Genomic DNA, 19793 nt, shown 5'->3' with positions numbered 1-19793 from the left:
GGGTATGCCGTGGGTCTATGCTCTGAGGCATTCTAGCTGGAGTGATTGTTCGCGTTTATGTCCAAGGTCATCATCAAATCCCCCGCCGAGCTCGACCTGATGCGCCGCGCGGGTCAACTGCTTGCACGGGTGTTCGCCGAACTCGACAGCTTCATACGTCCAGGCGTCACCACCCTGCAGATCAATGACCACGCCGAAGACTTCATCGTCCAGGCCCTGAGGGCCAGGCCGGCAAGCAAAGGTCAGTACGGCTTCCCCTATGCGCTCAACACCTCGGTCGATCATGTCGTGTGCCATGGCATGCCTGATGCCCATGAAGTGCTTAAAGAAGGTTCGATCGTCAACGTCGACATCACGCTGGAGCAAGGCGGTTACATCGCTGACTCTTCGAAGATGTATGCCATTGGGCAGATCGATGATGAAGCCCGGCGCCTGGTCGACACCACCTATGCGGCGCTGTGGAAAGGCATCGAGCAAGTGCGACCCGGGGCGACCTTGGGTGACATTGGCCACGCCGTACAGGCTCATGCCGAGGCCGCAGGCTACAGCGTGGTCCGTGAGTATTGTGGCCATGGCATTGGCCAGCAGATGCATGAAGCGCCGGAGGTGCTGCATGTGGGTCAGCGCGGCATGGGCATGAAGCTCAAGCCAGGCATGGTGTTCACCATCGAGCCCATGATCAACCAGGGCGGGCGTGGCACCCGCACGCTCAAGGATGGCTGGAGCGTGGTGACCCGTGACGGCAGCCTGTCGGCACAATGGGAGCACACGGTGGCCGTGACGGACGAAGGTTTCGAGGTACTGACCCTGCGGGCCGAAGAGCGACAAGGCCTGAATGGCCAGGCTGCGCGAGCCTGAACAGCGTCTACAGAGACTGAACTGCAGGCATAAAAAAAAGCGACCCTGAGGTCGCTTTTCTTGTTGCTTCAGGGTGTTCAGTGGGCCCTTGAAGCTGAATATGGCGCAGCGGACGGGACTCGAACCCGCGACCCCCGGCGTGACAGGCCGGTATTCTAACCGACTGAACTACCGCTGCGCTATACATCGAGTGGTGGGTGATGACGGGATCGAACCGCCGACCCTCTGCTTGTAAGGCAGATGCTCTCCCGGCTGAGCTAATCACCCATGTCTCTCGGTGTGGCGCGCATTCTACGGACAACTTTCAATGCTGGCAAGCACTTATCGCTTTTTTTATGCCCTGCAGTTCGCGCCGAATTCAAGGCATAAAAAAAGCGACCCTAAGGTCGCTTTCTCGTTGCTTCAGGGTGTTCAGTGGGCCCTTGAAGCTGAATATGGCGCAGCGGACGGGACTCGAACCCGCGACCCCCGGCGTGACAGGCCGGTATTCTAACCGACTGAACTACCGCTGCGCTATACATCGAGTGGTGGGTGATGACGGGATCGAACCGCCGACCCTCTGCTTGTAAGGCAGATGCTCTCCCGGCTGAGCTAATCACCCTTCGTCTCGGTGTGGGGCGCATTCTACGGACGGTCCTGCACCCTGGCAAGCACTTTCTTTCACTTTATTTCGAAAAAAGTACAGATCTTTCAACAACCTAGCGCAGCGGCCCGATTTCGTTCGGTTTGTGCACTGCTGGCCCTCTGACAGGGTTGGCCTTCCGGGGCTGGTAGGAGAATAATGCCCGCCTTATGCATTAATGAGAGACTCCCCCGATGTGGTTCAAGAACCTGCTGACCTACCGCCTGACCCAGGACGTCCCCTTCGAGCCTGAAGCCCTGGAGGCTGCCCTGGCCAGCAAGCCAGCCCGTCCGTGCGCCAGCCAGGAGCTGACCACCTACGGTTTCGTCGCCCCGTTCGGCAAGGGCGAAGATGCGCCGCTGGTCCATGTCAGCGGTGATTACCTGCTGATCGCCGCCCGCAAGGAAGAACGTATTCTGCCCAGCAGTGTGGTCAATGACGCGGTCAAGGAAAAGGTCGAGGAGATCGAGACCGAACAGATGCGCAAGGTCTACAAGAAGGAGCGTGACCAGATCAAGGACGAGATCATTCAGGCCTTCCTGCCCCGCGCCTTCATTCGCCGCTCCATGATCTTTGCTGCCATTGCCCCGCGCCTTGGGGTGATTCTGGTCAACTCGGCCAGCGCCAAGCGCGCCGAAGACCTGCTGTCCACCCTGCGTGAAGTGATGGGCTCGCTGCCCGTGCGGCCGGCCACCGTCAAGATCGCCCCGGTGGCCACCATGACCGACTGGGTCAAGTCCCAGAAGGCCGCCGAAGGCTTCTACGTGCTGGACGAATGCGAGCTGCGCGACACGGCCGAAGATGGCGGCATCGTGCGCTGCAAGCGCCAGGACCTGACCGGCGAGGAAATCCAGCTGCACCTGAGCACCGGCAAGGTGGTGACCCAGCTCGCCCTGGCCTGGCAGGACAAACTGTCGTTCGTACTGGACGACAAGATGGTCATCAAGCGCCTGAAATTCGAGGAACTGCTGCAGGAGCAGGCCGAGCAGGATGGCGGTGACGAGGCCGCGCAGCAGTTCGACGCCAGCTTCCAGCTGATGATGATGACATTTGCAGAGTTCCTGCCTGTGCTCTTCGAAGCCCTGGGCGGCGAAGAGATCCCGCAAGGGGTGTGAGCCCGCTGAGGGTTGGCAGTACCCATGATGCGTGAGGGCGGCACCGTTGCCGCACCTCATCCCCTGCCTGCAGCGCAAATGCCCGGGCATGCAGTCGAACTGGAGATCACCCCATGCGCGCCCTCGCCACCTTGAGTCGCTTCGTCGGCAACACCTTTGCATTGTGGGTACTGGTGTTCGCCGTGCTGGCCTTCCTGCAACCGCAATGGTTCATTGGGTTGAAGGTGGCCATCGTGCCCTTGCTGGGGCTGGTGATGTTCGGGATGGGCCTTACCCTCAAGCTCGACGACTTCGCCGCCCTCGCCCGCCAACCCTGGCGGGTCATGCTGGGGGTGGTCGCGCATTTCGTGATCATGCCGGGCATGGCCTGGCTGCTGTGCCAGTTGTTCCAGCTACCGCCGCAAATTGCCGTGGGCGTGATCCTGGTCGGCTGCTGCCCGAGCGGCACGGCTTCGAACGTGATGGTGTGGCTGTCGCGCGGCGACCTGGCGCTGGCCGTGGCCATCGCGGGCGTCACCACGCTGCTGGCGCCACTGCTGACGCCTGCGCTGATCTGGTTCCTGGCCTCGGCCTGGCTTCCTGTGTCCTTCATGGACATGTTCTGGTCGATCCTGCAACTGGTCATGCTCCCGATCGTGCTCGGCGTGCTGGCCCAACGCCTGCTGGGTGAGCGTGTGCAGGCTGCGGTTCAGATCCTGCCACTGGTGTCGGTGGTGAGCATCGTGCTGATCGTGTGCGCCGTGGTGGCCGCCAGCCAGGCGAAAATCGCCGAGTCGGGGCTCCTGATCATGGCGGTTGTCATCTTGCACAACAGCTTCGGTTATTTGCTGGGGTACATCACCGGGAAGCTGTGCAAACTGCCTTTGGCCCAGCGCAAGTCGCTGGCGCTGGAGGTAGGCATGCAGAACTCCGGGCTGGGGGCAGCCCTTGCCGCTGCGCATTTTTCGCCCCTGGCCGCCGTGCCCAGCGCATTGTTCAGCGTTTGGCACAATATTTCCGGGGCGCTGCTTTCCACCTGGTTCCGGCGTTTGGAGGACACCCCTTCCGACGGCGAGGACGCAAAACGCGTCAGACACTGACAGGCGATTGGCCTGCAGGCTTGCCCGGAAGACCCTAGATGTGCACCATGGGCCTACGGTGAGGACGACCTCACGACGCCCAGCGTGATCACCCAGGGGACGGCCCCATCACTTGCAACGATGGAGACGCATCATGTCCTGGATCATCCTGTTCTTCGCCGGCCTGTTCGAGGTCGGCTGGGCCGTTGGCCTCAAATATACCGACGGCTTCAGCAAGCCACTGCCCACCGCGCTCACGGTTGCTGCCATGGCCGTCAGTCTCGGCCTATTGGGCCTGGCGATGAAAGAGCTGCCGCTGGGCACGGCCTATGCCATCTGGACCGGCGTCGGCGCCGTGGGCACCGTGATCGCCGGCATCATCCTGTTCGGTGAGTCCATGGCGCTGGTTCGACTGGTCAGCGTGGCACTGATCGTGTGCGGCCTGGTTGGCCTCAAGGTCAGCGCCAGCTGATACCGGTCATTGGCCAGGCGCGCTCAGCGGTTGCCTGCGCGCAGGCCAATGACCTGCTCGCGCAGCCGCTCCGGCAGCGCCTCCTGTGCAGGGATGGCGCTGTCTGCCACGACAGTCACCCGGGACCACATTCTTCTGAAAAAACCTTTGGCCGGGTCGCGACTGAAGAAACTGCCCCATAGCCCTTGCAGCGCCAGGGGAATCACTGGCACGGGCGTCTGTTCAAGAATATGGCTCAGGCCGCCCTTGAACACGTCGATCTCACCGTCCCCTGTCAATTTGCCCTCGGGAAAGATGCACACAAGCTCGCCGTCAGCCAGGTAACGGGCAATGCGGGTGAAGGCGCGCTCGTACGTCGCCAGGTCCTCGCTACGCCCGGCAATGGGTATGGCGCCCGCGGTGCGAAACACGAAGTTCAGCACGGGCAGGTTGTAGATCTTGTAGTACATGACGAAACGAATAGGACGGCGTATCGCGCCAGCGAGCAACAGGGCATCGACGAACGACACGTGGTTGCACACCAGCAATGCCGCGCCTTCATCGGGAATGTGCTGCAACCCCTGGTGCTTGACGCGGTACATCGAGTGACTGAGCAGCCAGATGAGAAACCGCATGGTGAATTCAGGCACGATGCTGAATATGTAGGCGTTGACGGCGATGTTCAGCAGCGAGACGACCAAAAACAGCTGGGGAATGTCCAGCCCAGCCACGCCCAGCAAAACCATGGTCAACAGGGCCGACACCACCATGAACAATGCATTGAGGATGTTGTTGGCAGCGATCACCCGCGCGCGCTCGTCCACGGCCGTGCGTGACTGAATCAACGCATACAGCGGCACGATATAGAACCCGCCGAACACCCCGAGCCCGACGATGGACAGCAGAATCCACCACGCTTGGTGCAGGCCCAGCAGGTCGAGCCAGTCATGGGCGCTGGCGGCGCTCGGCACATCCCCGGAATGCCACCACCACAGCAGGCCGAACACGGTCAGGCCGAAGGAGCCGAACGGCACCAGGCCGATTTCCACCTTGCGCCCGCTCAGGCGCTCACACAACAAGGAACCCAGGGCGATGCCCACCGAGAACAGCGTCAGCACTAGGGTGACCACGGTGCCATCGCCGTGCAGCCAGTCTTTGGCGTAGGCCGGGATCTGGGTCAGGTAAATAGCACCGACGAACCAGAACCAGGAGTTGCCGACGATCGAGCGCGACACCGCAGGCGGCTGGGCAAGGCCCATGCGCAGGATGGTCCACGACTGCCTGAAGATGTTCCAGTCCAGCTTCATGTGCGGTGAGGCAGCAGCGGCGCGGGGAATCCAGCGGCTGGCCAGGTAGCCCAGTACGGCAGTGCCCACTACGCCCCCGGCTACCACCGTGGCATAGTTTTCGGCTGACATCATTACCCCGGCGCCGATGGTGCCGGCGAGGATGGCCAGGAAGGTGCCCGTCTCCACCAGCCCATTGCCGCCGACCAGCTCTTGCTCGCGCAGCGCCTGGGGCAGGATCGAGTACTTCACCGGCCCGAACAGCGCCGAATGAGTACCCATGCCGAACAAGGCCACCAGCATGAGGGCCAGGTGATTGGTCGCAAACCCCAGCGCGCCGACCGACATGATGCCGATCTCCGCCAGCTTGATCACCCGAATGAGCGCGTCCTTGGGAAACTTCTCCCCGAACTGCCCACCCAGCGCCGAGAAAAGAAAGAACGGCAGGATGAACAGCAAGGCGCACAGATTGACCCAGATGGACCGGTCACCGTCCCCGAGGCTCAGCTTGAACAGGATGGCCAGGATCAGCGACTGCTTGAACAGGTTGTCGTTGAACGCACCGAGCGACTGGGTAATGAAAAAAGGCAGGAAGCGCCGTTTGCCGAGCAAGGTGAATTGCGAGGAATGACTCATCGTCCTTGGTCCTGGATTGAGGTTCAGCCGTGATGGCAGTCAGCGGATGACCAGGGTTAGGCCCGCGCCGACAGCGGTAGCCTGCCTCGGTACACGCAGGCAAGCAAGGACTGTGACGAGCAGGCCAGCCGCCCTTGGAGCGTCAGCGCCTCAATGCCCCGTCGCCGGGCTGTTTGCCAAGGGCGCTGGTCGATGATGCCTTGCTTGGCTCAAGCGAAGCCAAACAGCTTTATGGCCGTATCGACCAGCAGCGCCTGACGCAGCTGAGCCGAGCACCCCAGTGCCTCGAATTGCTCGAGGGCCTGGCCAAAACTCATCGCTCTTTCATGCTGCGTGTGCGGCCAGTCGCTGCCCCACATCAGGCGCTCGGCCCCATAATGCGCTTCCAGCGCGCCCAGCGCCTGGCGGGCGAACAGCACGTTCTGCTCGGGCGAGCCTTCCAGACGGTAGATACCGGAGACCTTCACCCAGACATTACCCTGCCCGCCCAGGGTCAGCAGCTCGGCGAAACCCGCTTGCCCCAGCCCGTTGCGCGCATCGGGCCTTCCCAGGTGGTCGATGACGATATCCAGCCCATACGGTTGCAGCGCCCGCACCAGGGTGGGAATGTCCGCCAGGTGTCGATGCAGCTCGACGTGCCAGCCCAGCTCGGCCATGCATTCGAAGCGATGGCGCCACTGCGGGGCCGCAAGGTCCGGCAGCGGTTGCCCCATGAGGTTCAGGCGCACGCCTCTGACCCCTAGCTGGTCCATCCGGATAAGGGTTTGGCGGGCAGCGTCCGGCTCAAGCATCACCACCCCCCGCAGGCGCCCCTGAGCGGCCTGCAGGGCGCCCAGCAGATAGCCATTGTCGGTACCCAGGAAACTGGGCTGTACCAGAACGCCATGACTGAAACCATGCGCCTGCAACTGGCTGAGATAGTCAGCCAACGGTGCATCGTAAGCGGGGGCATAACGGCGCTCGCGCGCCAGTGTCAGCCCTTGGCTGAACACGTGGGCATGGCTGTCGATGGCAATAACGGAGCAAGCAGGGTCGTGAGGCATGTCTTTGATCTATAGGTCAGGTTACTGGGCGGCCACACCGGGCGCTTGCGGAGCAGGTTCGAGGTTGCGGCCGCGCGTTTCTGGCAGGCACAGGGCGGCGATCACCGCTACGCCGTAGGCGATGCCGGCATCAATGCCGATGGCGGTACCCAGCGACATGGATTCGCTCATGTGTCCGACCAGGAATGGGAAGACAGCCGAGAGCACACGGCCGAAGTTGTAGCAGAAGCCCACCCCTGCTCCGCGCACGTCGGCAGGGTACAGCTCGTTGAAGAAGGCGCCGAGGCTTGCCGGAATACCGGCTGCGAAGAAGCCCAGCGGGAAACCCAGGAACAGCATCTGGGTGTTGCTCAACGGGAAGAAGACATAGGCCTGAACCGTCAGCACGCAGCACAGCGCAAACAGCAGGATGTTGCGACGCCTGCCGATGCGATCGATCAGCAGCCCACTGACGACACAGCCACACCAGAACGCGAAGATGATCACCGCCAGGTAGCCACCGGAATTGAGCACCGACAGGTTGCGTTCGGTCTTGAGGAAGGTCGGCAGCCAGGTCATCACCGCGTGGTAGCCGCCATGCGCACCGAGGCCCAGCAAGCCGCCCAGCAGCGTGACACGCAGCAGTTCAGGGCGAAAGATCCCGGCCATCGAGGCGAAGAAGCCCTGGGGAATGGCGTTCTGTTTCTGCAGGCGTTGAAAGCTGTCCGGTTCTGGCACGTTGCGACGCACCCAGATGATCAGCAACGACGGCAACAGGCCAACGAAGAACATCACACGCCAGGCGAATTCCTGCGGCACCAGCGAATAGATCAGGGTGAACAACGCCACCGCCAGGCCCCAGCCTACCGCCCAGGCGCTCTGCACCGTGCCCATGACCTTGCCACGGTACTTGGGGTTGATGGTCTCGGCCATCAGCACGGCCCCGGCCGCCCACTCCCCACCAATACCAAAGCCTTGCATGGCCTTGACGAACAGCAGTGGATAGAACCCTGTCACGAAAGCCGAGAGGAACGTGAAGCAGGAGAACCACAGGATCATCCATTGCAACGTGCGCACACGGCCGTACCGATCCGACAGGGTTCCGCCAAGCCAACCGCCGATCGCGGAGGTCACCAGGGTCAGGCCGCTGATCAGGCCCGCATCGCCTTTGGACAGCGAGAAAGCCGCGATCAGCGCGGGAATGGCCAGCCCGAACATCTGCACTTCCAGCGCATCGAGCGACCAGCCCCCAAAACAGGCCCAGAAGGTCTTGCGTTCGCGCGATGTTATTTGGCGGTACCAGCTGAACATGATTTTTATCCTTTTAATGGTGAGGGGTACGCTGGGTTGCATGCAGCGCAGGCAACCGAGCAGGCGAAGCCACTGCGCCCGGGTGATGGGGCGCAGGCAGGTAAAAAAGTTGAAACGGCGCGGTCAGCGAATATCGATGCGGTAACGGAAGTGCTGCGCGTGCCCTCGCGACCGGCGCCACTCCAGGGGTTTGCCGGCGTAGTCACGGGCCAGCCGCTCGATCACCACGATCGGGCTGCCAGCCGGTACCTGCAGAAGGCGCCCATGCACTTGATCCACGGCCTCGGCAGTCAGGGTCTCTTCGGCAGCTGCGACCACTTGCCCACACACCTGTTCGTAGATCGGGTAAAGCAACGGGCCCTTGCTATCCAGATCGGTCTCCAGCAGCAACTTAAACGGCTGGCGGGGCAGCCAGATGTCCTCGGCCAGCACGGGCTGGGCGTCGAGCAGACGAAGGCGCTGCAAGTGGATCACATCGGCTGCGGGGGCCAGGCCCAAGGCCTGGGCCACGGCAGACGGCGCCGCCACGACGTTCATGCTCAGGATGCGACTCATCGGCACGACACGCTCGCCGTTGACCGCCTCGAAGCGGAAGAAGCGAAACAGCGAGGATTGGAACTGTGGACGGCGGATGAAGGTGCCTCGCCCCTGCTGGCGCTCAAGCACGCCTTCGGCCACCAGCGCATCGATGGCCTTGCGCACGGTGCCTACCGACAGGTCGAATTCGGTCGCCAGCGCAGCCTCGGTGGGAATCGCTTCACCAGGGTGCCAGCGATTGTTGGCAATCTGGGCTACCAGATGGTCGCGTAGCTGTTGGTAGCGTGGCAGTCGTGTGTCGCTGGCGAGTGGAAGCATGGGCGTGTTCTCGTCTTGTTATATAGACATCTATATGAATTTTTCGGAAGTATTTGCTTCGCGGCATCACCTGTCAATCCTCCATCGGTCAACTGGCCTCGCCCGAGCCTGCAATTGGAGGCGTCATGCTGCGACCACCTGCCACTGCGACCATCGTCTGCGCTGACGGCGCGCCACCTGTCGTGCCAGACTGGCTGACCGGGCCTCGTTATCCATTAAGCGTCGGAGTCACCATGTCGTTGTCCAGCGGGCTGATCGCCGCGGTCGCCCTGGCCTATATGGCCGTCATGTTCGCCATCGCCTTCTATGGCGACCGGCGCAGCACCCCATTGCCGCCCAAATTGCGTGCCTGGGTGTACAGCCTGTCGCTGGCGGTGTATTGCACCAGCTGGACGTTCTTCGGCGCGGTCGGACAAGCGGCCGAGCAGCTGTGGGCATTCCTGCCGATCTACCTGGGGCCGGTATTGCTCCTGGTCTTCGCACCCTGGGTGGTGCAGAAGATGGTGCTGATCAGCAAACAGCAGAACATCACTTCCATCGCCGACTTCATCGCCGCCCGCTACGGCAAGTCCCAGACGCTGGCCGTGGTGGTGGCCCTGATCTGCCTGGTGGGCGTGCTGCCCTACATCGCCTTGCAGCTCAAGGGCATCGTACTGGGCGTCAACCTGTTGATCGGCGCCAGTGCAGACGCCACCGGCACACGCGTACAGGACACAGCGCTGGTGGTGTCGCTGGTGCTGGCGCTGTTCGCCATCGTATTCGGCACGCGCAGCCTGGACGTCACCGAGCACCACCGGGGCATGGTGCTGGCGATCGCGTTCGAGTCGTTGATCAAGCTGCTGGCGTTTCTGGCCGTGGGGATCTTCGTCGTCTTCAACCTCTACGATGGGTTCGATGATCTGTTCACCCAGGCGCGCCAGTCCATCGAACTGCACGATTACTGGACGGAGACCATCAACTGGCCGTCGATGGTGGTCCAGACGGCCGTTGCCATGATGGCCATCATCTGCCTGCCACGGCAGTTTCATGTGACCGTTGTGGAAAACATCGAGCCGCAGGACATGCGCCTGGCACGCTGGGTGTTCCCGATTTACCTGGCCCTGGCCGCCCTGTTCGTGGTGCCCATCGCCCTGGCGGGGCAGATGCTGCTGCCGGGTACGGTGATATCGGACTCATTCGTGATCAGCCTGCCCCTGGCCGAGGCACACCCCAGCCTGGCGCTGCTGGCATTCATCGGTGGCGCGTCAGCTGCTACCGGCATGGTCATCGTCGAAGCGGTAGCGCTGTCGACCATGGTTTCCAACGACATGCTGCTGCCCTGGTTGCTGCGTCGCAACAACGCCGAGCGACCCTTCGAGGTGTTCCGGCACTGGATGCTTTCGGTTCGGCGGGTCACCATCGTGGTCATCCTGCTGCTGGCGTACGTCAGTTACCGCCTGCTGGGCTCCACGGCCAGCCTGGCGACCATCGGTCAGATCGCGTTCGCCGCCGTGACCCAATTGACGCCTGCCATGCTCGGGGCGCTGTACTGGAAACAGGCTAACCGCCGGGGCGTGTTTGCAGGCCTGGCGGCGGGCATCTTCCTGTGGTTCTACACCCTGGTGCTGCCCATCGCCGCCCACAGCCTGGGCTGGTCGCTGCAGGTGTTCCCAGGGTTGGCGTGGTTGCATGGCAACCCGTTGAATCTGCCGATCAGCCCGCTGACCCAAGGCGTAGTACTGTCGCTTGCCGGCAACTTCACCCTGTTTGCCTGGGTCTCGCTGCTGTCGCGTACCCGCGTCTCGGAGCATTGGCAAGCGGGCCGCTTCATTGGCCAGCAGACCAGCGCCCGCCCCAGCAGCAAGCCGTTGCTGGCGGTGCAGATCGACGACCTGCTGACCCTGGCGTCGCGTTTCGTGGGTGAGGAGCGCGCGCGGCAGAGCTTCATTCGGTTCGCCTATCGCCAGGGCAAGGGTTTCAACCCCAACCAGAACGCCGACGGTGACTGGATCGAGCACACCGAGCGGTTGTTGGCCGGTGTCCTGGGCAGTTCGTCTACCCGTGCAGTGGTCAAGGCAGCCATCGAGGGCCGCGACATGCAGCTCGAAGACGTGGTGCGCATTGCCGATGAAGCGAGCGAGGTGCTGCAGTTCAACCGGGCATTGCTGCAGGGCGCCATCGAGAACATCAACCAGGGCATCAGTGTGGTCGACCAGAACCTGCACCTGGTGGCCTGGAACCGGCGTTACCTTGAGCTGTTCAATTACCCGGACGGGCTGATCAGCGTGGGACGGCCCATTGCCGACATCATTCGCTATAACGCTGAGCGCGGCCTGTGCGGCCCAGGGGAAGCCCAGGTGCACGTGGCCCGGCGCCTGCACTGGATGCGCCAGGGCCGGGCTCACTCGTCCGAGCGGCTGTTCCCCAATGGGCGCGTGATCGAGTTGATCGGCAACCCGATGCCAGGTGGCGGTTTCGTCATGAGCTTTACCGACATCACGCCGTTTCGCGAAGCCGAGCAAGCGCTGCGCCACGCCAACGAGAGCCTTGAGCAACGCGTGGCAGAGCGCACCTACGAGCTGTCGCAACTGAACCAGGCGCTGACCGAAGCCAAGAGCCATGCCGAAGCGGTCAGCCAGTCCAAGACCCGTTTCCTGGCTGCGGTCAGCCACGACCTGATGCAGCCGCTCAACGCCGCCAGGCTGTTTTCTGCGGCCTTGTCGCAGCAAGCCGAAGGCATGACCGAGGAAGCCCGGCAACTGGTCCAGCACATGGACAGTTCACTGCGCTCGGCCGAGGAGCTGATCAGCGACCTGCTGGACATCTCGCGCCTGGAAAACGGCAAGATCACCCCCGACGCCAAGCCGTTTGCCCTGAACGAGCTGTTCGACACCCTTGGGGCGGAATTCAAGGTATTGGCTGCCGAGAAAGGCCTGGCGTTTCGCCTGCGCAGTAGCCGCCTGCGGGTCAACAGTGACATCAAACTGCTGCGCCGTGTGCTGCAGAACTTCCTCACCAACGCCCTGCGCTATGGCAAGAGCCCGATCCTGCTGGGGGCTCGCCGCCAGGGCGAGCGCCTGTGGCTGGAAGTCTGGGACAGGGGGCCCGGCATTGCCGACGACAAGCTGCACGTGATCTTCCAGGAGTTCAAACGCCTGGACAGCCATCAGACCCGCGCCGAAAAAGGCCTGGGCCTGGGCCTGGCGATCGCTGACGGACTGTGCCGGGTCCTGGGCCACACACTGGAGGTACGTTCCTGGCCAGGCAAGGGGACTGTGTTCCGTGTAAGCGTGCCGATCTCTCAACAACCAGCCCCCGTCACTTCGGCGGTAGAGCAGCGCAGCGAGCCGCTGGCCGGCCTGCAGGTGCTGTGCGTTGACAACGAAGACAGCATCCTGATTGGCATGAACAGCCTGCTCAGCCGCTGGGGCTGCCAGGTGTGGACCGCACGCAGCCGCAGCGAGTGCGAGGCGCTGCTGGCCGAGGGCATGCGCCCGCACCTGGCCCTGGTGGACTACCACCTGGATGAAGGCGACACCGGCACGCGCTTGATGGGCTGGCTACGCACTCGGTTGGGCGAACCGGTGCCTGGGGTGGTCATCAGCGCCGACGGCAGCAAGGAAACCGTCGCACTGGTGCATGCCGCAGGCCTGGACTATCTGCCCAAGCCGGTGAAGCCCGCTGCCTTGCGGGCCCTGCTCAACCGTCATCTGAGCCTGGTGCAGTAAGCGCCTGGTCGGGCACTTCATCGGCGAAGGCGCGTTCGAGCAAGTCGGGCGCCAGGCTTTTGCTGGCCCGGGCGCCGAGCAGCTTGAGCTGCTCGCTGCGACTGACCAGGTTGCCGCGCCCTTCGCACAGTTTGTTACGCGCTGCCGCGTAGGCCTTGTCCACCTGTTGCAGGCGGCTGCCCAGTTCATCCAGGTCCTGGATAAACAGCACGAACTTGTCGTACAGCCACCCGGCACGTTCGGCGATTTCCCGGGCGTTCTGGCCTTGGCGTTCCTGCTTCCACAAACTGTCTATCACCCGCAGCGTGGCCAGCAAGGTGGTGGGGCTGACGATGACGATTTGCCGGTCGAAGGCCTCTTGGAACAGGTTGGGCTCGGCCTGCAACGCCGCCGAGAACGCGGCCTCGATGGGCACGAACAGCAGCACGAAGTCCAGGCTGTGCAGGCCTTCGAGACGGCTGTAGTCCTTGCTTGACAGCCCCTTGACGTGACTGCGCAAGGACTGGACGTGCTGTTTGAGCGCCGCCTCGTCGTTGCCTGACACGAACTGCTGATAGGCCGTCAGGCTCACCTTGGCATCGACCACCACCTGTTTGTTGCCCGGCAACATGATCAGCACATCGGGCTGGAAGCGCTCACCGTCAGCGCTCTTGAGGCTTACCTGCGTCTGGTACTCCCTGCCCTTTTCGAGCCCTGCGTGTTCGAGCACGCGCTCCAGGATCAGCTCGCCCCAGTTACCCTGGGTTTTCTGCCCCTTGAGCGCCTGGGTGAGGTTGGTCGCTTCATCGGACAGGCGCAGGTTCAGTTGCTGCAGGCGCTCGAGCTCCTTGCCCAGCGAAAAGCGCTCGCGGGCTTCCTGCTGGTAGCTTTCCTCGACACGTTTTTCGAACGCCTGGATGCGCTCCTTCAACGGATCGAGCAGTTGGCCAAGGTGCTGCTGGCTGGTCTGGGCAAAGCGCTGCTCGCGCTCATCGAAGATCTTGGTGGCCATGTCGGCAAACTGGGCACGCAGGGTATCGCGGGCCTCCTGCAGGTCCTCGAGACGCTGCTGGTGGCTTTCCTGCTGCTCTCGCAGCTCGGCTTCCAGGCGTGCGGCCTGAGACTCCAGGCGGCGCTGCTCTGCCTCGCGGGTAGCGCGCTCCAGGTTCCAGGCATGGGCGGCGTCGCGGGCATTGTCCCGCTCGATCTGCAGCAGCTCCAGCTCTCGGCCCTGGGCTGCCAGCTGCGTCTGCTTGAGGGTATTGGCTTCGCTCAGGTCACTGACTTCATCACGGCTGGCATCGAGTTGCGCCTGCAAACCGGCCTGGGCCAGCTGTGCTGCGTTCAGACGCTCTTCAAGCAAGGCACGCTCGCCATGCCGTGCCGCATGCCGACGCTGAAGCTGCATGACCCACACCAGGCACGGCACCGCGCCCGCCACCAAGCCCAGCAGAATGCTGGCCAGATCCACTGTCATGCCTACCCCGGTCACTGTCTGGCAAATTCGCTGAAGCTTAACAGCCTGACCGGCAGGTTGCCCGCGGCGCTGTCACATGCAGGGGTGATCAGTGCCCGAACCACTGACGCAGCAAACGGCGGGCCTCCTGGGATCCCTTCCCGGCCGCCAACTCCAGCCAGCTGCGGGCCTGCTCGGGCGCAGACGCCCGGCACGCTCGGGCATACTCCACCTGGGCGCGACAATCGCCTGCGCGTGCGGCCTGACGGAGCAGGTCATGGCCGATTCGCCGATCACGGGCGCTGCCGCAATCGCGGCAAAGCATCTGTCCCAGGCGGCTTTGAGCCACCACCACACCCTCGCGCGCTGGGCGCTTGAGCAACCGCCCAGCCAGGTGCTTGACCTGTGGTTTGTCACCCAAACGCGAACTGTCGAGTAGCCACAGGGCAACCTTTAGCGTGAACCGTCCGGGACGCTGTGCAGACGAGGGCATGGGGCTGGCAACTTGTTTACTGCGAGACTTCATGAGCGGCAGGTCAGGCAAATCGAAAAGCGCGCCACTCTACCGGTTTTCAACGTGCTGGCCTAACGCTGAAGATTTTTTTTATAAAAATTTCATGTGATTGTTTCTTGACGTTTGCAAGACGATGGATGGTCATCCGAACTGGTCTGATTTTTGGCGAGCCCCGAGGCAGCCTGGCGCCAAGCCCGCACTAGAGCAAGTGGCGACGACAATCCACAGTTCCTGTGGATAAGTCGGTGGACAACACCCTATTCCCCCCCGCCAAGCCCCGAATTACGGGGGCTTCTGTCAAACTGACGATTTTTTCACCAACCAAAAATAGTGTTTTTTTTCATTGACTTAACTGGCCAGTCAAGTCATTGGCGACTGGAGCAGAAGGTAGGACACGTTTGATACAAATCATCCTTTCGGTGTGAACAAGCTTCGGCCGGGCATCCGTTCGTGTGTCAGGCAGGCGTTCTGGGCACCCTCTAAGCGTGCTCTACCCCCTTCCCACCGGCAAAATTAAGGGCCATACTGCTCGGCTACCCAAGCGCTTCCAGGGCTTGCCTTCATTAAAAGGTTCAGGTAGGATGCGCCTCGTTAGTACCAAGCTGAAAGTCAATTCTGGCCAACAATGTCCTTGCAGATCCGCTTTCCCAAAAGCGCGCTGCTGAAACCAGGACCGGCCCTTTCGATGACTCGCCCGCAGCCGATATGCTGCCGCGACATCCATCACGAGACTAATTGATCAGGATCCCGCACGAAGGCCCAGAACCTTGGCCCCGTGTGCTGCCTGTCCTCTGAAGTACCTACCAGTCAGCCCAAGCGCCCACTTTTGATTGCGCTCCTTCTGGCTGCTTTGTTCCAGCAGGTTCTCTCGTCCCTTAATAAAGACGTCACTGGAACGTTTCTATGATGCACGGATCTACTCCCCGTGTTTAATGCAGGAACCTCCAATAATATGCAAACTCAACATCAAATCCAGGCTGCAATCGGTACCCTTTCCCAAGCGTTCTCGCCGCTGAAATGCTTGCTCGTTGCACCGCGCAAGGGCAGCTTCAGCTTCACGCTGGTGGACGAACACGGTATCGCCTGCCACACCGAACGTCTGTACCACGAGCAGTACAGCCGCAGCGAACCGCTGCAGGCCGTTATCGCCCGTACCCGCCAGTCACTCACCGCGTGAGCGGTGAATGCTGCGGCATTCACCCGTCAGATACACCCCCTCCCCGCTTGCCTGTACAAATCCAGCGTAATTGCCTTCGGGTATATCGCTCGGGTTGTCAGGCAGCAATCGATTTAAAAACAGCCCTTTACATCATCCTTATCACACTACACTTCAACTCGAGCGGTGCACGCCGCTTCCGGCGGGCCTGACCGTTCATCCAGCTGCCAAGCGCCTGCGCCCGTCGGTCTCTTACTGCTCGGGGGCACCATGGGTATTGCGGCCAAAGAATTACGTCAGCATGTCATCAGGCCCACACTGATCTACCTTGATCGCCACTGCGTCAGCGCCGAAATGTTGTTACTCGGCATTGCTGCCTGCCAGTCGGCATTGGGATCGGCGCTGCACGGTAGACGTGGGCATGGTCTGTTTCGCATAGATGACCAGCGTCATCGGACGCTCTGGGACGATTACCTGGCACGCGATCCCGACTTGGCCAGCCGTGTACGCGGCCTGGCCAGCCAGCATGCCTTCCTGGGCGGACCCGACCTGGAACTTACCGTGAACCTGCGCTACGCCACCGCCATTGCCTGGCTACTTGTCGAAGCCCAGGTTGTGACCTTGCCTGCAGTGGACGACCGCATAGGCCAGGCGCGCATCTGGCGTCAGATTTTCAACCCCCAAGGTCGCTTGCGAGACTTCACAGAAGCCTGGCAAGCCTGCGTGGATCAGAAACTGCCAGTGGCTTCTTGAGACGGTTCTTACAGACTCAACTGAGAAAAGGAATTTTAGTCGGATTGTCCTACAAAACCGCTCTATCTCCTGCGATTGCGCCTATAGCGCGGCGCGTGATTTGTTGGTAGCTTTTCGCCTCGGAGATCCCAAGGAGTTCTAATAATGAAAAAAGTAATGCTCAAAACCTCCCTTGGCGTTGCTGTTGCGCTCGCTTCGAGCCAACTGTTCGCCAGCGGCTTCGCGTTGAACGAACAAAGCGTCAGCAGCATGGGGACAGGTTTCGCGGGACGTTCCTCTTCTGCCGAGGATGCCAGCACCGTATACGGCAACCCGGCCGGCATGTCCCGCCTCAAGCGCCAGCAGGTCACCGTCGGTGGCGCAGCGGTCATCGCCAAAACCGATATCTCGGGGCCTGGCAGCAACCTTGGGGGGGAAACTGACGGTGACATGGTACCGGTCGTCGGCGTACCCATGGGTTACTACGTCAAGCCCATCGACGATCACTGGACCGTCGGCTTCGGTGTCTACGTGCCATTCGGTCTGGTCACCGACTACGGCAGTGACGACGCGGCGCGTTATTGGGGCAAGAAAAGCCACGTGGAAGTGGTGACGTTCCAGCCTACCATCAGCTACGCCTTCAATGACAAGGTGTCGATCGGCTTCGGCCCGACCTTCAACCGGATCAAGGGCGAACTGGGTTCCAACCTGATCAACCCGGCCACTCCCGGGCGCAACGACGGTGAAGTCAAGATCAAGGGCGACGACACGGCGGTCGGCTACAACATCGGCCTGATGGTGCAAGCCACCGACCGCACGCGCATCGGCCTGACCTATCACTCCATGGTCGATTACAAGCTCGAGGGCAAGACCAAGGTCAACACCCCGCTGATCGGACCTTTCAGCGGCAGCAAGTTCGATGCCTCGCTCAAGATCAAGACGCCGGAGTCGGTGGACCTTTCGGTCACTCATGAGCTCGACGATCAGTGGACGCTGTACGCCGGCAGCACCTGGACGCGCTGGAGCCGTCTGAAGGACATCACTGTACAGAACGATGTGCCGCGCCCATTGATCGGCTCAGCCTTCCAGACCATTTCGGAAGAACAGAACTGGCATGACACCTGGGCCCACGCCGTGGGTGCGTCGTACAAGGTCAACAAGGAGTGGGTGCTGCGCACTGGCTTCACCGTCGACCAGTCGCCGACCAACAACCAGGACCGCTCGCCGCGCATCCCCACAGGCGATCGCAAGATCTTCAGCCTGGGCGCCGGCTGGAGCCCGAGCGAGGACATGACCATCGACGTGGCGTATTCCTACCTGTGGGAAGAAGACACCAAGGTCAATCAGGTCAGCGCCACCAAGGGCGCCTACCGTGCCAAGTACGAGAACAGCGCGCACGGTGTAGGGGCATCCCTCACTTACCGCTTCTGATCGTTCCCGCTACTGGAAAACCGCCCTCGTGGCGGTTTTTTCATGTTGGCACTTGCCAATCTTCGCCAAGACGGTCGCGCAGGTAATGCATGAAGGCGTGTACCTTGCTCGTGAGTGCGAAGCGATCGGCCACGCAGAGATAAACGTCCATGGGTTCTGTCTGCGCGTACGCCTGTCCGTCAGGGCTGTATTCGAACAGCGGCACCAGGGCACCGCAAGCCAGGTGCGGACGTGCAATGAACGCTGCCAGGCGAGTGATACCGCCGTCATGCACCGCCATCTGCGTGAGCGCATCGATGTCGTCGCAGATGAGCACGTCGCCGAATTCGGGCTCCAGGCGCTGCCCATCACGCATGAACCCCCAACGCAACAGACGGCCATCGACCGGGTAGCGAAACACCAGACAACGGTGGTTGCACAGGGCCTCTGGCGTTTGCGGTATACCGGCACTGGCCAGATACCCTGGCGCTGCACAGCAGACGAAAGGAATGCGGGCGATGTGCTTGGCGACCAGGTGCTCGTCCAACTGGGGCGTGATGCGTAGGCTGACATCGATACCTTCACGGGCGTGGTCAACCTTTCTGTCACTCATGACCAGCTCGATCGAGATACGCGGGTACAGCTCGCTGAACCCAGGTATCAGTGGCGCCAGGACGTGACGACCGAACGCGGAGGTCGAAGCGATGCACAGACGACCTTGGGGCTCGGTTTCAGGCGTCATCACCGCTTGCTCAGCGCGCGCCAGGTCACGCTCTATCAGCCTGACATGCTTGTAGTACTGGGTGCCGGCGGGAGTCAGCGTCATGCGCCGCGTTGTGCGGGTCAGCAGGCGGACCTGCAGGTGTCCTTCAAGACGCGCCAGGTTCTGACTCACGGCGGCTGGGCTGATGCCCAGGCTGCGGGCGCCCGCAGCAATACTTCCCGCTTCGACAACCTTGATGAAGCTGCGGATGGCGTTGAGCAGGTCCATGCTATGCCCTTGGGATTCGTAAGTGTTGCTTTATAAAGGACTAAGGCGCAGCGGTCTACTGGGGGAGCGCCGTGGGTTGATAGGGTAACGCCTCAATCGTACTCCAGGAGGTCGCATGACTGATGCCACTCAAAGCCGTCGCCGCAGGTTGCATGTGAATGCCACGCCGTATGTGTTTGCCTTTTACATGTCGGCCATCATGGCGTTGCTGATGTGTTTCGTGATTACGGCAGCCAACGCCGGAATTGATCAGGATTATATAAGCAACGTGCTGAAAGCCTATCGATTGGCGATGCCGGTAGCCTTTGTTTGCGTGTTGATTGTAAGACCAATTGTGGGAAAGCTGGTTGCGATGACCGTGCATGCGGGTTGACTCGTGATGCAGCTGCCATTGTGGATAGATAGATTGATCATCAGCAATTACTACCCAGGGCACTCTAGCCAATAAACCCCCGCTATAACTAACGCCAATTGCTCTTGATCTTGATCTTGATCTTGATCTTGATCTTGATCTTGATCTTGATCTTGATCTTGATCTTGCTTTGGCTTTGGCTTTGGCTTTGGCTTTTGATCTTGCTTTTGATCTTCGCGACTTCAGAAGGCCGAACGCAGGTCTTGCGGAGGGAGGTGACAG

The 19793-nt window shown here is 61.6% G+C and carries 16 protein-coding genes and 4 tRNA genes; 9 read left to right on the top strand and 11 right to left on the bottom strand.

Annotation, left to right across the window (positions count from 1 at the left end):
• The first annotated feature begins 57 nt into the window (after nt 1-57).
• Nucleotides 58-858, top strand: a complete 801-nt coding sequence (map, locus tag FS767_RS16030) for a type I methionyl aminopeptidase (RefSeq protein ID WP_144966815.1) — start codon at nt 58-60, stop codon at nt 856-858.
• A 101-nt stretch (nt 859-959) separates the two neighbouring features.
• On the opposite strand, the gene FS767_RS16025 is transcribed toward map, so the two are convergent.
• The 4 genes from FS767_RS16025 to FS767_RS16010 form a co-directional block, all read right to left on the bottom strand.
• Nucleotides 960-1036: transfer RNA gene (locus tag FS767_RS16025), tRNA-Asp, on the bottom strand.
• Nucleotides 1037-1049: 13 nt separating this feature from the next.
• Nucleotides 1050-1125: transfer RNA gene (locus FS767_RS16020), tRNA-Val, on the bottom strand.
• A gap of 168 nt (nt 1126-1293) precedes the next feature.
• Nucleotides 1294-1370 (bottom strand) — tRNA-Asp (locus FS767_RS16015).
• A gap of 13 nt (nt 1371-1383) precedes the next feature.
• Nucleotides 1384-1459: transfer RNA gene (locus FS767_RS16010), tRNA-Val, on the bottom strand.
• A 215-nt stretch (nt 1460-1674) separates the two neighbouring features.
• Between FS767_RS16010 and rdgC the strand changes: the two genes are divergently transcribed.
• From rdgC to sugE, 3 genes are all read left to right on the top strand, one after another.
• Nucleotides 1675-2595, top strand: coding sequence for a recombination-associated protein RdgC (gene rdgC, locus FS767_RS16005; RefSeq protein ID WP_023533890.1), 921 nt, complete (start codon nt 1675-1677; stop codon nt 2593-2595).
• Nucleotides 2596-2708: 113 nt separating this feature from the next.
• Nucleotides 2709-3674: a bile acid:sodium symporter family protein gene (locus tag FS767_RS16000; RefSeq protein WP_058604170.1), complete on the top strand. Its 966-nt coding sequence runs from the start codon at nt 2709-2711 to the stop codon at nt 3672-3674.
• A 133-nt stretch (nt 3675-3807) separates the two neighbouring features.
• Complete coding sequence (gene sugE, locus FS767_RS15995; protein ID WP_058604169.1) at nt 3808-4125, top strand: quaternary ammonium compound efflux SMR transporter SugE; 318 nt, start codon at nt 3808-3810, stop codon at nt 4123-4125.
• Between the two features lie 23 nt (nt 4126-4148).
• Here the strand turns inward: sugE and FS767_RS15990 are convergent, their stop codons facing one another.
• The 4 genes from FS767_RS15990 to FS767_RS15975 all read right to left on the bottom strand — a co-directional run bounded on the left by FS767_RS15990 (nt 4149) and on the right by FS767_RS15975 (nt 9214).
• The gene (locus tag FS767_RS15990; RefSeq protein WP_144966812.1) at nt 4149-6026 is read right to left on the bottom strand and encodes an MFS transporter; all 1878 of its coding nucleotides are present in this window, start codon (nt 6024-6026) and stop codon (nt 4149-4151) included.
• Between the two features lie 209 nt (nt 6027-6235).
• Complete coding sequence (locus FS767_RS15985) at nt 6236-7069, bottom strand: amidohydrolase (RefSeq protein ID WP_144966809.1); 834 nt, start codon at nt 7067-7069, stop codon at nt 6236-6238.
• 21 nt (nt 7070-7090) lie between these two features.
• Nucleotides 7091-8359, bottom strand: coding sequence for an MFS transporter (locus tag FS767_RS15980; protein ID WP_027915771.1), 1269 nt, complete (start codon nt 8357-8359; stop codon nt 7091-7093).
• 123 nt (nt 8360-8482) lie between these two features.
• Nucleotides 8483-9214: a GntR family transcriptional regulator gene (locus tag FS767_RS15975; protein ID WP_144966807.1), complete on the bottom strand. Its 732-nt coding sequence runs from the start codon at nt 9212-9214 to the stop codon at nt 8483-8485.
• Between the two features lie 233 nt (nt 9215-9447).
• Here FS767_RS15975 and FS767_RS15970 point away from each other — a divergent pair, with 233 nt between their 5' ends.
• Nucleotides 9448-12921: a PAS domain-containing hybrid sensor histidine kinase/response regulator gene (locus FS767_RS15970; protein WP_144966904.1), complete on the top strand. Its 3474-nt coding sequence runs from the start codon at nt 9448-9450 to the stop codon at nt 12919-12921.
• Here FS767_RS15970 and rmuC read toward each other — a convergent pair.
• Nucleotides 12893-14263, bottom strand: a complete 1371-nt coding sequence (rmuC, locus tag FS767_RS15965) for a DNA recombination protein RmuC (RefSeq protein WP_167339090.1) — start codon at nt 14261-14263, stop codon at nt 12893-12895. The genes FS767_RS15970 and rmuC overlap by 29 nt on opposite strands.
• A 202-nt stretch (nt 14264-14465) precedes the next feature.
• Nucleotides 14466-14882 carry a sel1 repeat family protein gene (locus FS767_RS15960; protein ID WP_144966803.1) on the bottom strand — a complete coding sequence of 139 codons (417 nt, stop codon included), beginning with the start codon at nt 14880-14882 and terminating at the stop codon, nt 14466-14468.
• A gap of 940 nt (nt 14883-15822) precedes the next feature.
• Between FS767_RS15960 and FS767_RS15955 the strand changes: the two genes are divergently transcribed.
• From FS767_RS15955 to FS767_RS15945, 3 genes are all read left to right on the top strand, one after another.
• On the top strand, nt 15823-16047 hold the full coding sequence (locus tag FS767_RS15955) for a hypothetical protein (protein ID WP_027915766.1): 225 nt from the start codon (nt 15823-15825) through the stop codon (nt 16045-16047).
• A gap of 249 nt (nt 16048-16296) precedes the next feature.
• Nucleotides 16297-16779, top strand: a complete 483-nt coding sequence (locus FS767_RS15950) for a hypothetical protein (protein ID WP_058604161.1) — start codon at nt 16297-16299, stop codon at nt 16777-16779.
• Nucleotides 16780-16923: 144 nt separating this feature from the next.
• Entirely contained in the window at nt 16924-18189 is a 1266-nt protein-coding gene (locus FS767_RS15945; protein WP_144966801.1) for an OmpP1/FadL family transporter, read from the top strand.
• Nucleotides 18190-18229: 40 nt separating this feature from the next.
• Here FS767_RS15945 and FS767_RS15940 read toward each other — a convergent pair whose 3' ends face one another.
• Nucleotides 18230-19159 (bottom strand): LysR family transcriptional regulator, encoded by a 930-nt coding sequence (locus FS767_RS15940; RefSeq protein ID WP_144966799.1) that lies wholly within the window; start codon nt 19157-19159, stop codon nt 18230-18232.
• Nucleotides 19160-19274: 115 nt separating this feature from the next.
• Here FS767_RS15940 and FS767_RS15935 point away from each other — a divergent pair, with 115 nt between their 5' ends.
• Complete coding sequence (locus FS767_RS15935) at nt 19275-19532, top strand: DUF2798 domain-containing protein (RefSeq protein WP_144966797.1); 258 nt, start codon at nt 19275-19277, stop codon at nt 19530-19532.
• The last annotated feature ends 261 nt before the right edge of the window (nt 19533-19793 follow it).

Source organism: Pseudomonas sp. DE0010 (assembly GCF_007680745.1).
GTDB classification, from domain to species: Bacteria; Pseudomonadota; Gammaproteobacteria; order Pseudomonadales; family Pseudomonadaceae; genus Aquipseudomonas; species Aquipseudomonas parafulva_B.
The sequence above is the reverse complement of the archived record's forward strand: the minus strand, read 5'-3'. Positions and strand labels throughout refer to the sequence as shown.

Coding starts and splice junctions, on each gene's coding strand:
- FS767_RS15940 (WP_144966799.1), bottom strand. CDS start 19,159: ATGGACCTGCTCAACGCCATCCGCAGCTTCATCAAGGTTGTCGAAGCG.
- sugE (WP_058604169.1), top strand. CDS start 3,808: ATGTCCTGGATCATCCTGTTCTTCGCCGGCCTGTTCGAGGTCGGCTGG.
- FS767_RS15970 (WP_144966904.1), top strand. CDS start 9,448: ATGTCGTTGTCCAGCGGGCTGATCGCCGCGGTCGCCCTGGCCTATATG.
- FS767_RS15980 (WP_027915771.1), bottom strand. CDS start 8,359: ATGTTCAGCTGGTACCGCCAAATAACATCGCGCGAACGCAAGACCTTC.
- FS767_RS15960 (WP_144966803.1), bottom strand. CDS start 14,882: ATGAAGTCTCGCAGTAAACAAGTTGCCAGCCCCATGCCCTCGTCTGCA.
- FS767_RS15950 (WP_058604161.1), top strand. CDS start 16,297: ATGGGTATTGCGGCCAAAGAATTACGTCAGCATGTCATCAGGCCCACA.
- FS767_RS15975 (WP_144966807.1), bottom strand. CDS start 9,214: ATGCTTCCACTCGCCAGCGACACACGACTGCCACGCTACCAACAGCTA.
- FS767_RS15990 (WP_144966812.1), bottom strand. CDS start 6,026: ATGAGTCATTCCTCGCAATTCACCTTGCTCGGCAAACGGCGCTTCCTG.
- FS767_RS15985 (WP_144966809.1), bottom strand. CDS start 7,069: ATGCCTCACGACCCTGCTTGCTCCGTTATTGCCATCGACAGCCATGCC.
- rdgC (WP_023533890.1), top strand. CDS start 1,675: ATGTGGTTCAAGAACCTGCTGACCTACCGCCTGACCCAGGACGTCCCC.
- FS767_RS15935 (WP_144966797.1), top strand. CDS start 19,275: ATGACTGATGCCACTCAAAGCCGTCGCCGCAGGTTGCATGTGAATGCC.
- map (WP_144966815.1), top strand. CDS start 58: ATGTCCAAGGTCATCATCAAATCCCCCGCCGAGCTCGACCTGATGCGC.
- FS767_RS15945 (WP_144966801.1), top strand. CDS start 16,924: ATGAAAAAAGTAATGCTCAAAACCTCCCTTGGCGTTGCTGTTGCGCTC.
- FS767_RS16000 (WP_058604170.1), top strand. CDS start 2,709: ATGCGCGCCCTCGCCACCTTGAGTCGCTTCGTCGGCAACACCTTTGCA.
- FS767_RS15955 (WP_027915766.1), top strand. CDS start 15,823: ATGCAAACTCAACATCAAATCCAGGCTGCAATCGGTACCCTTTCCCAA.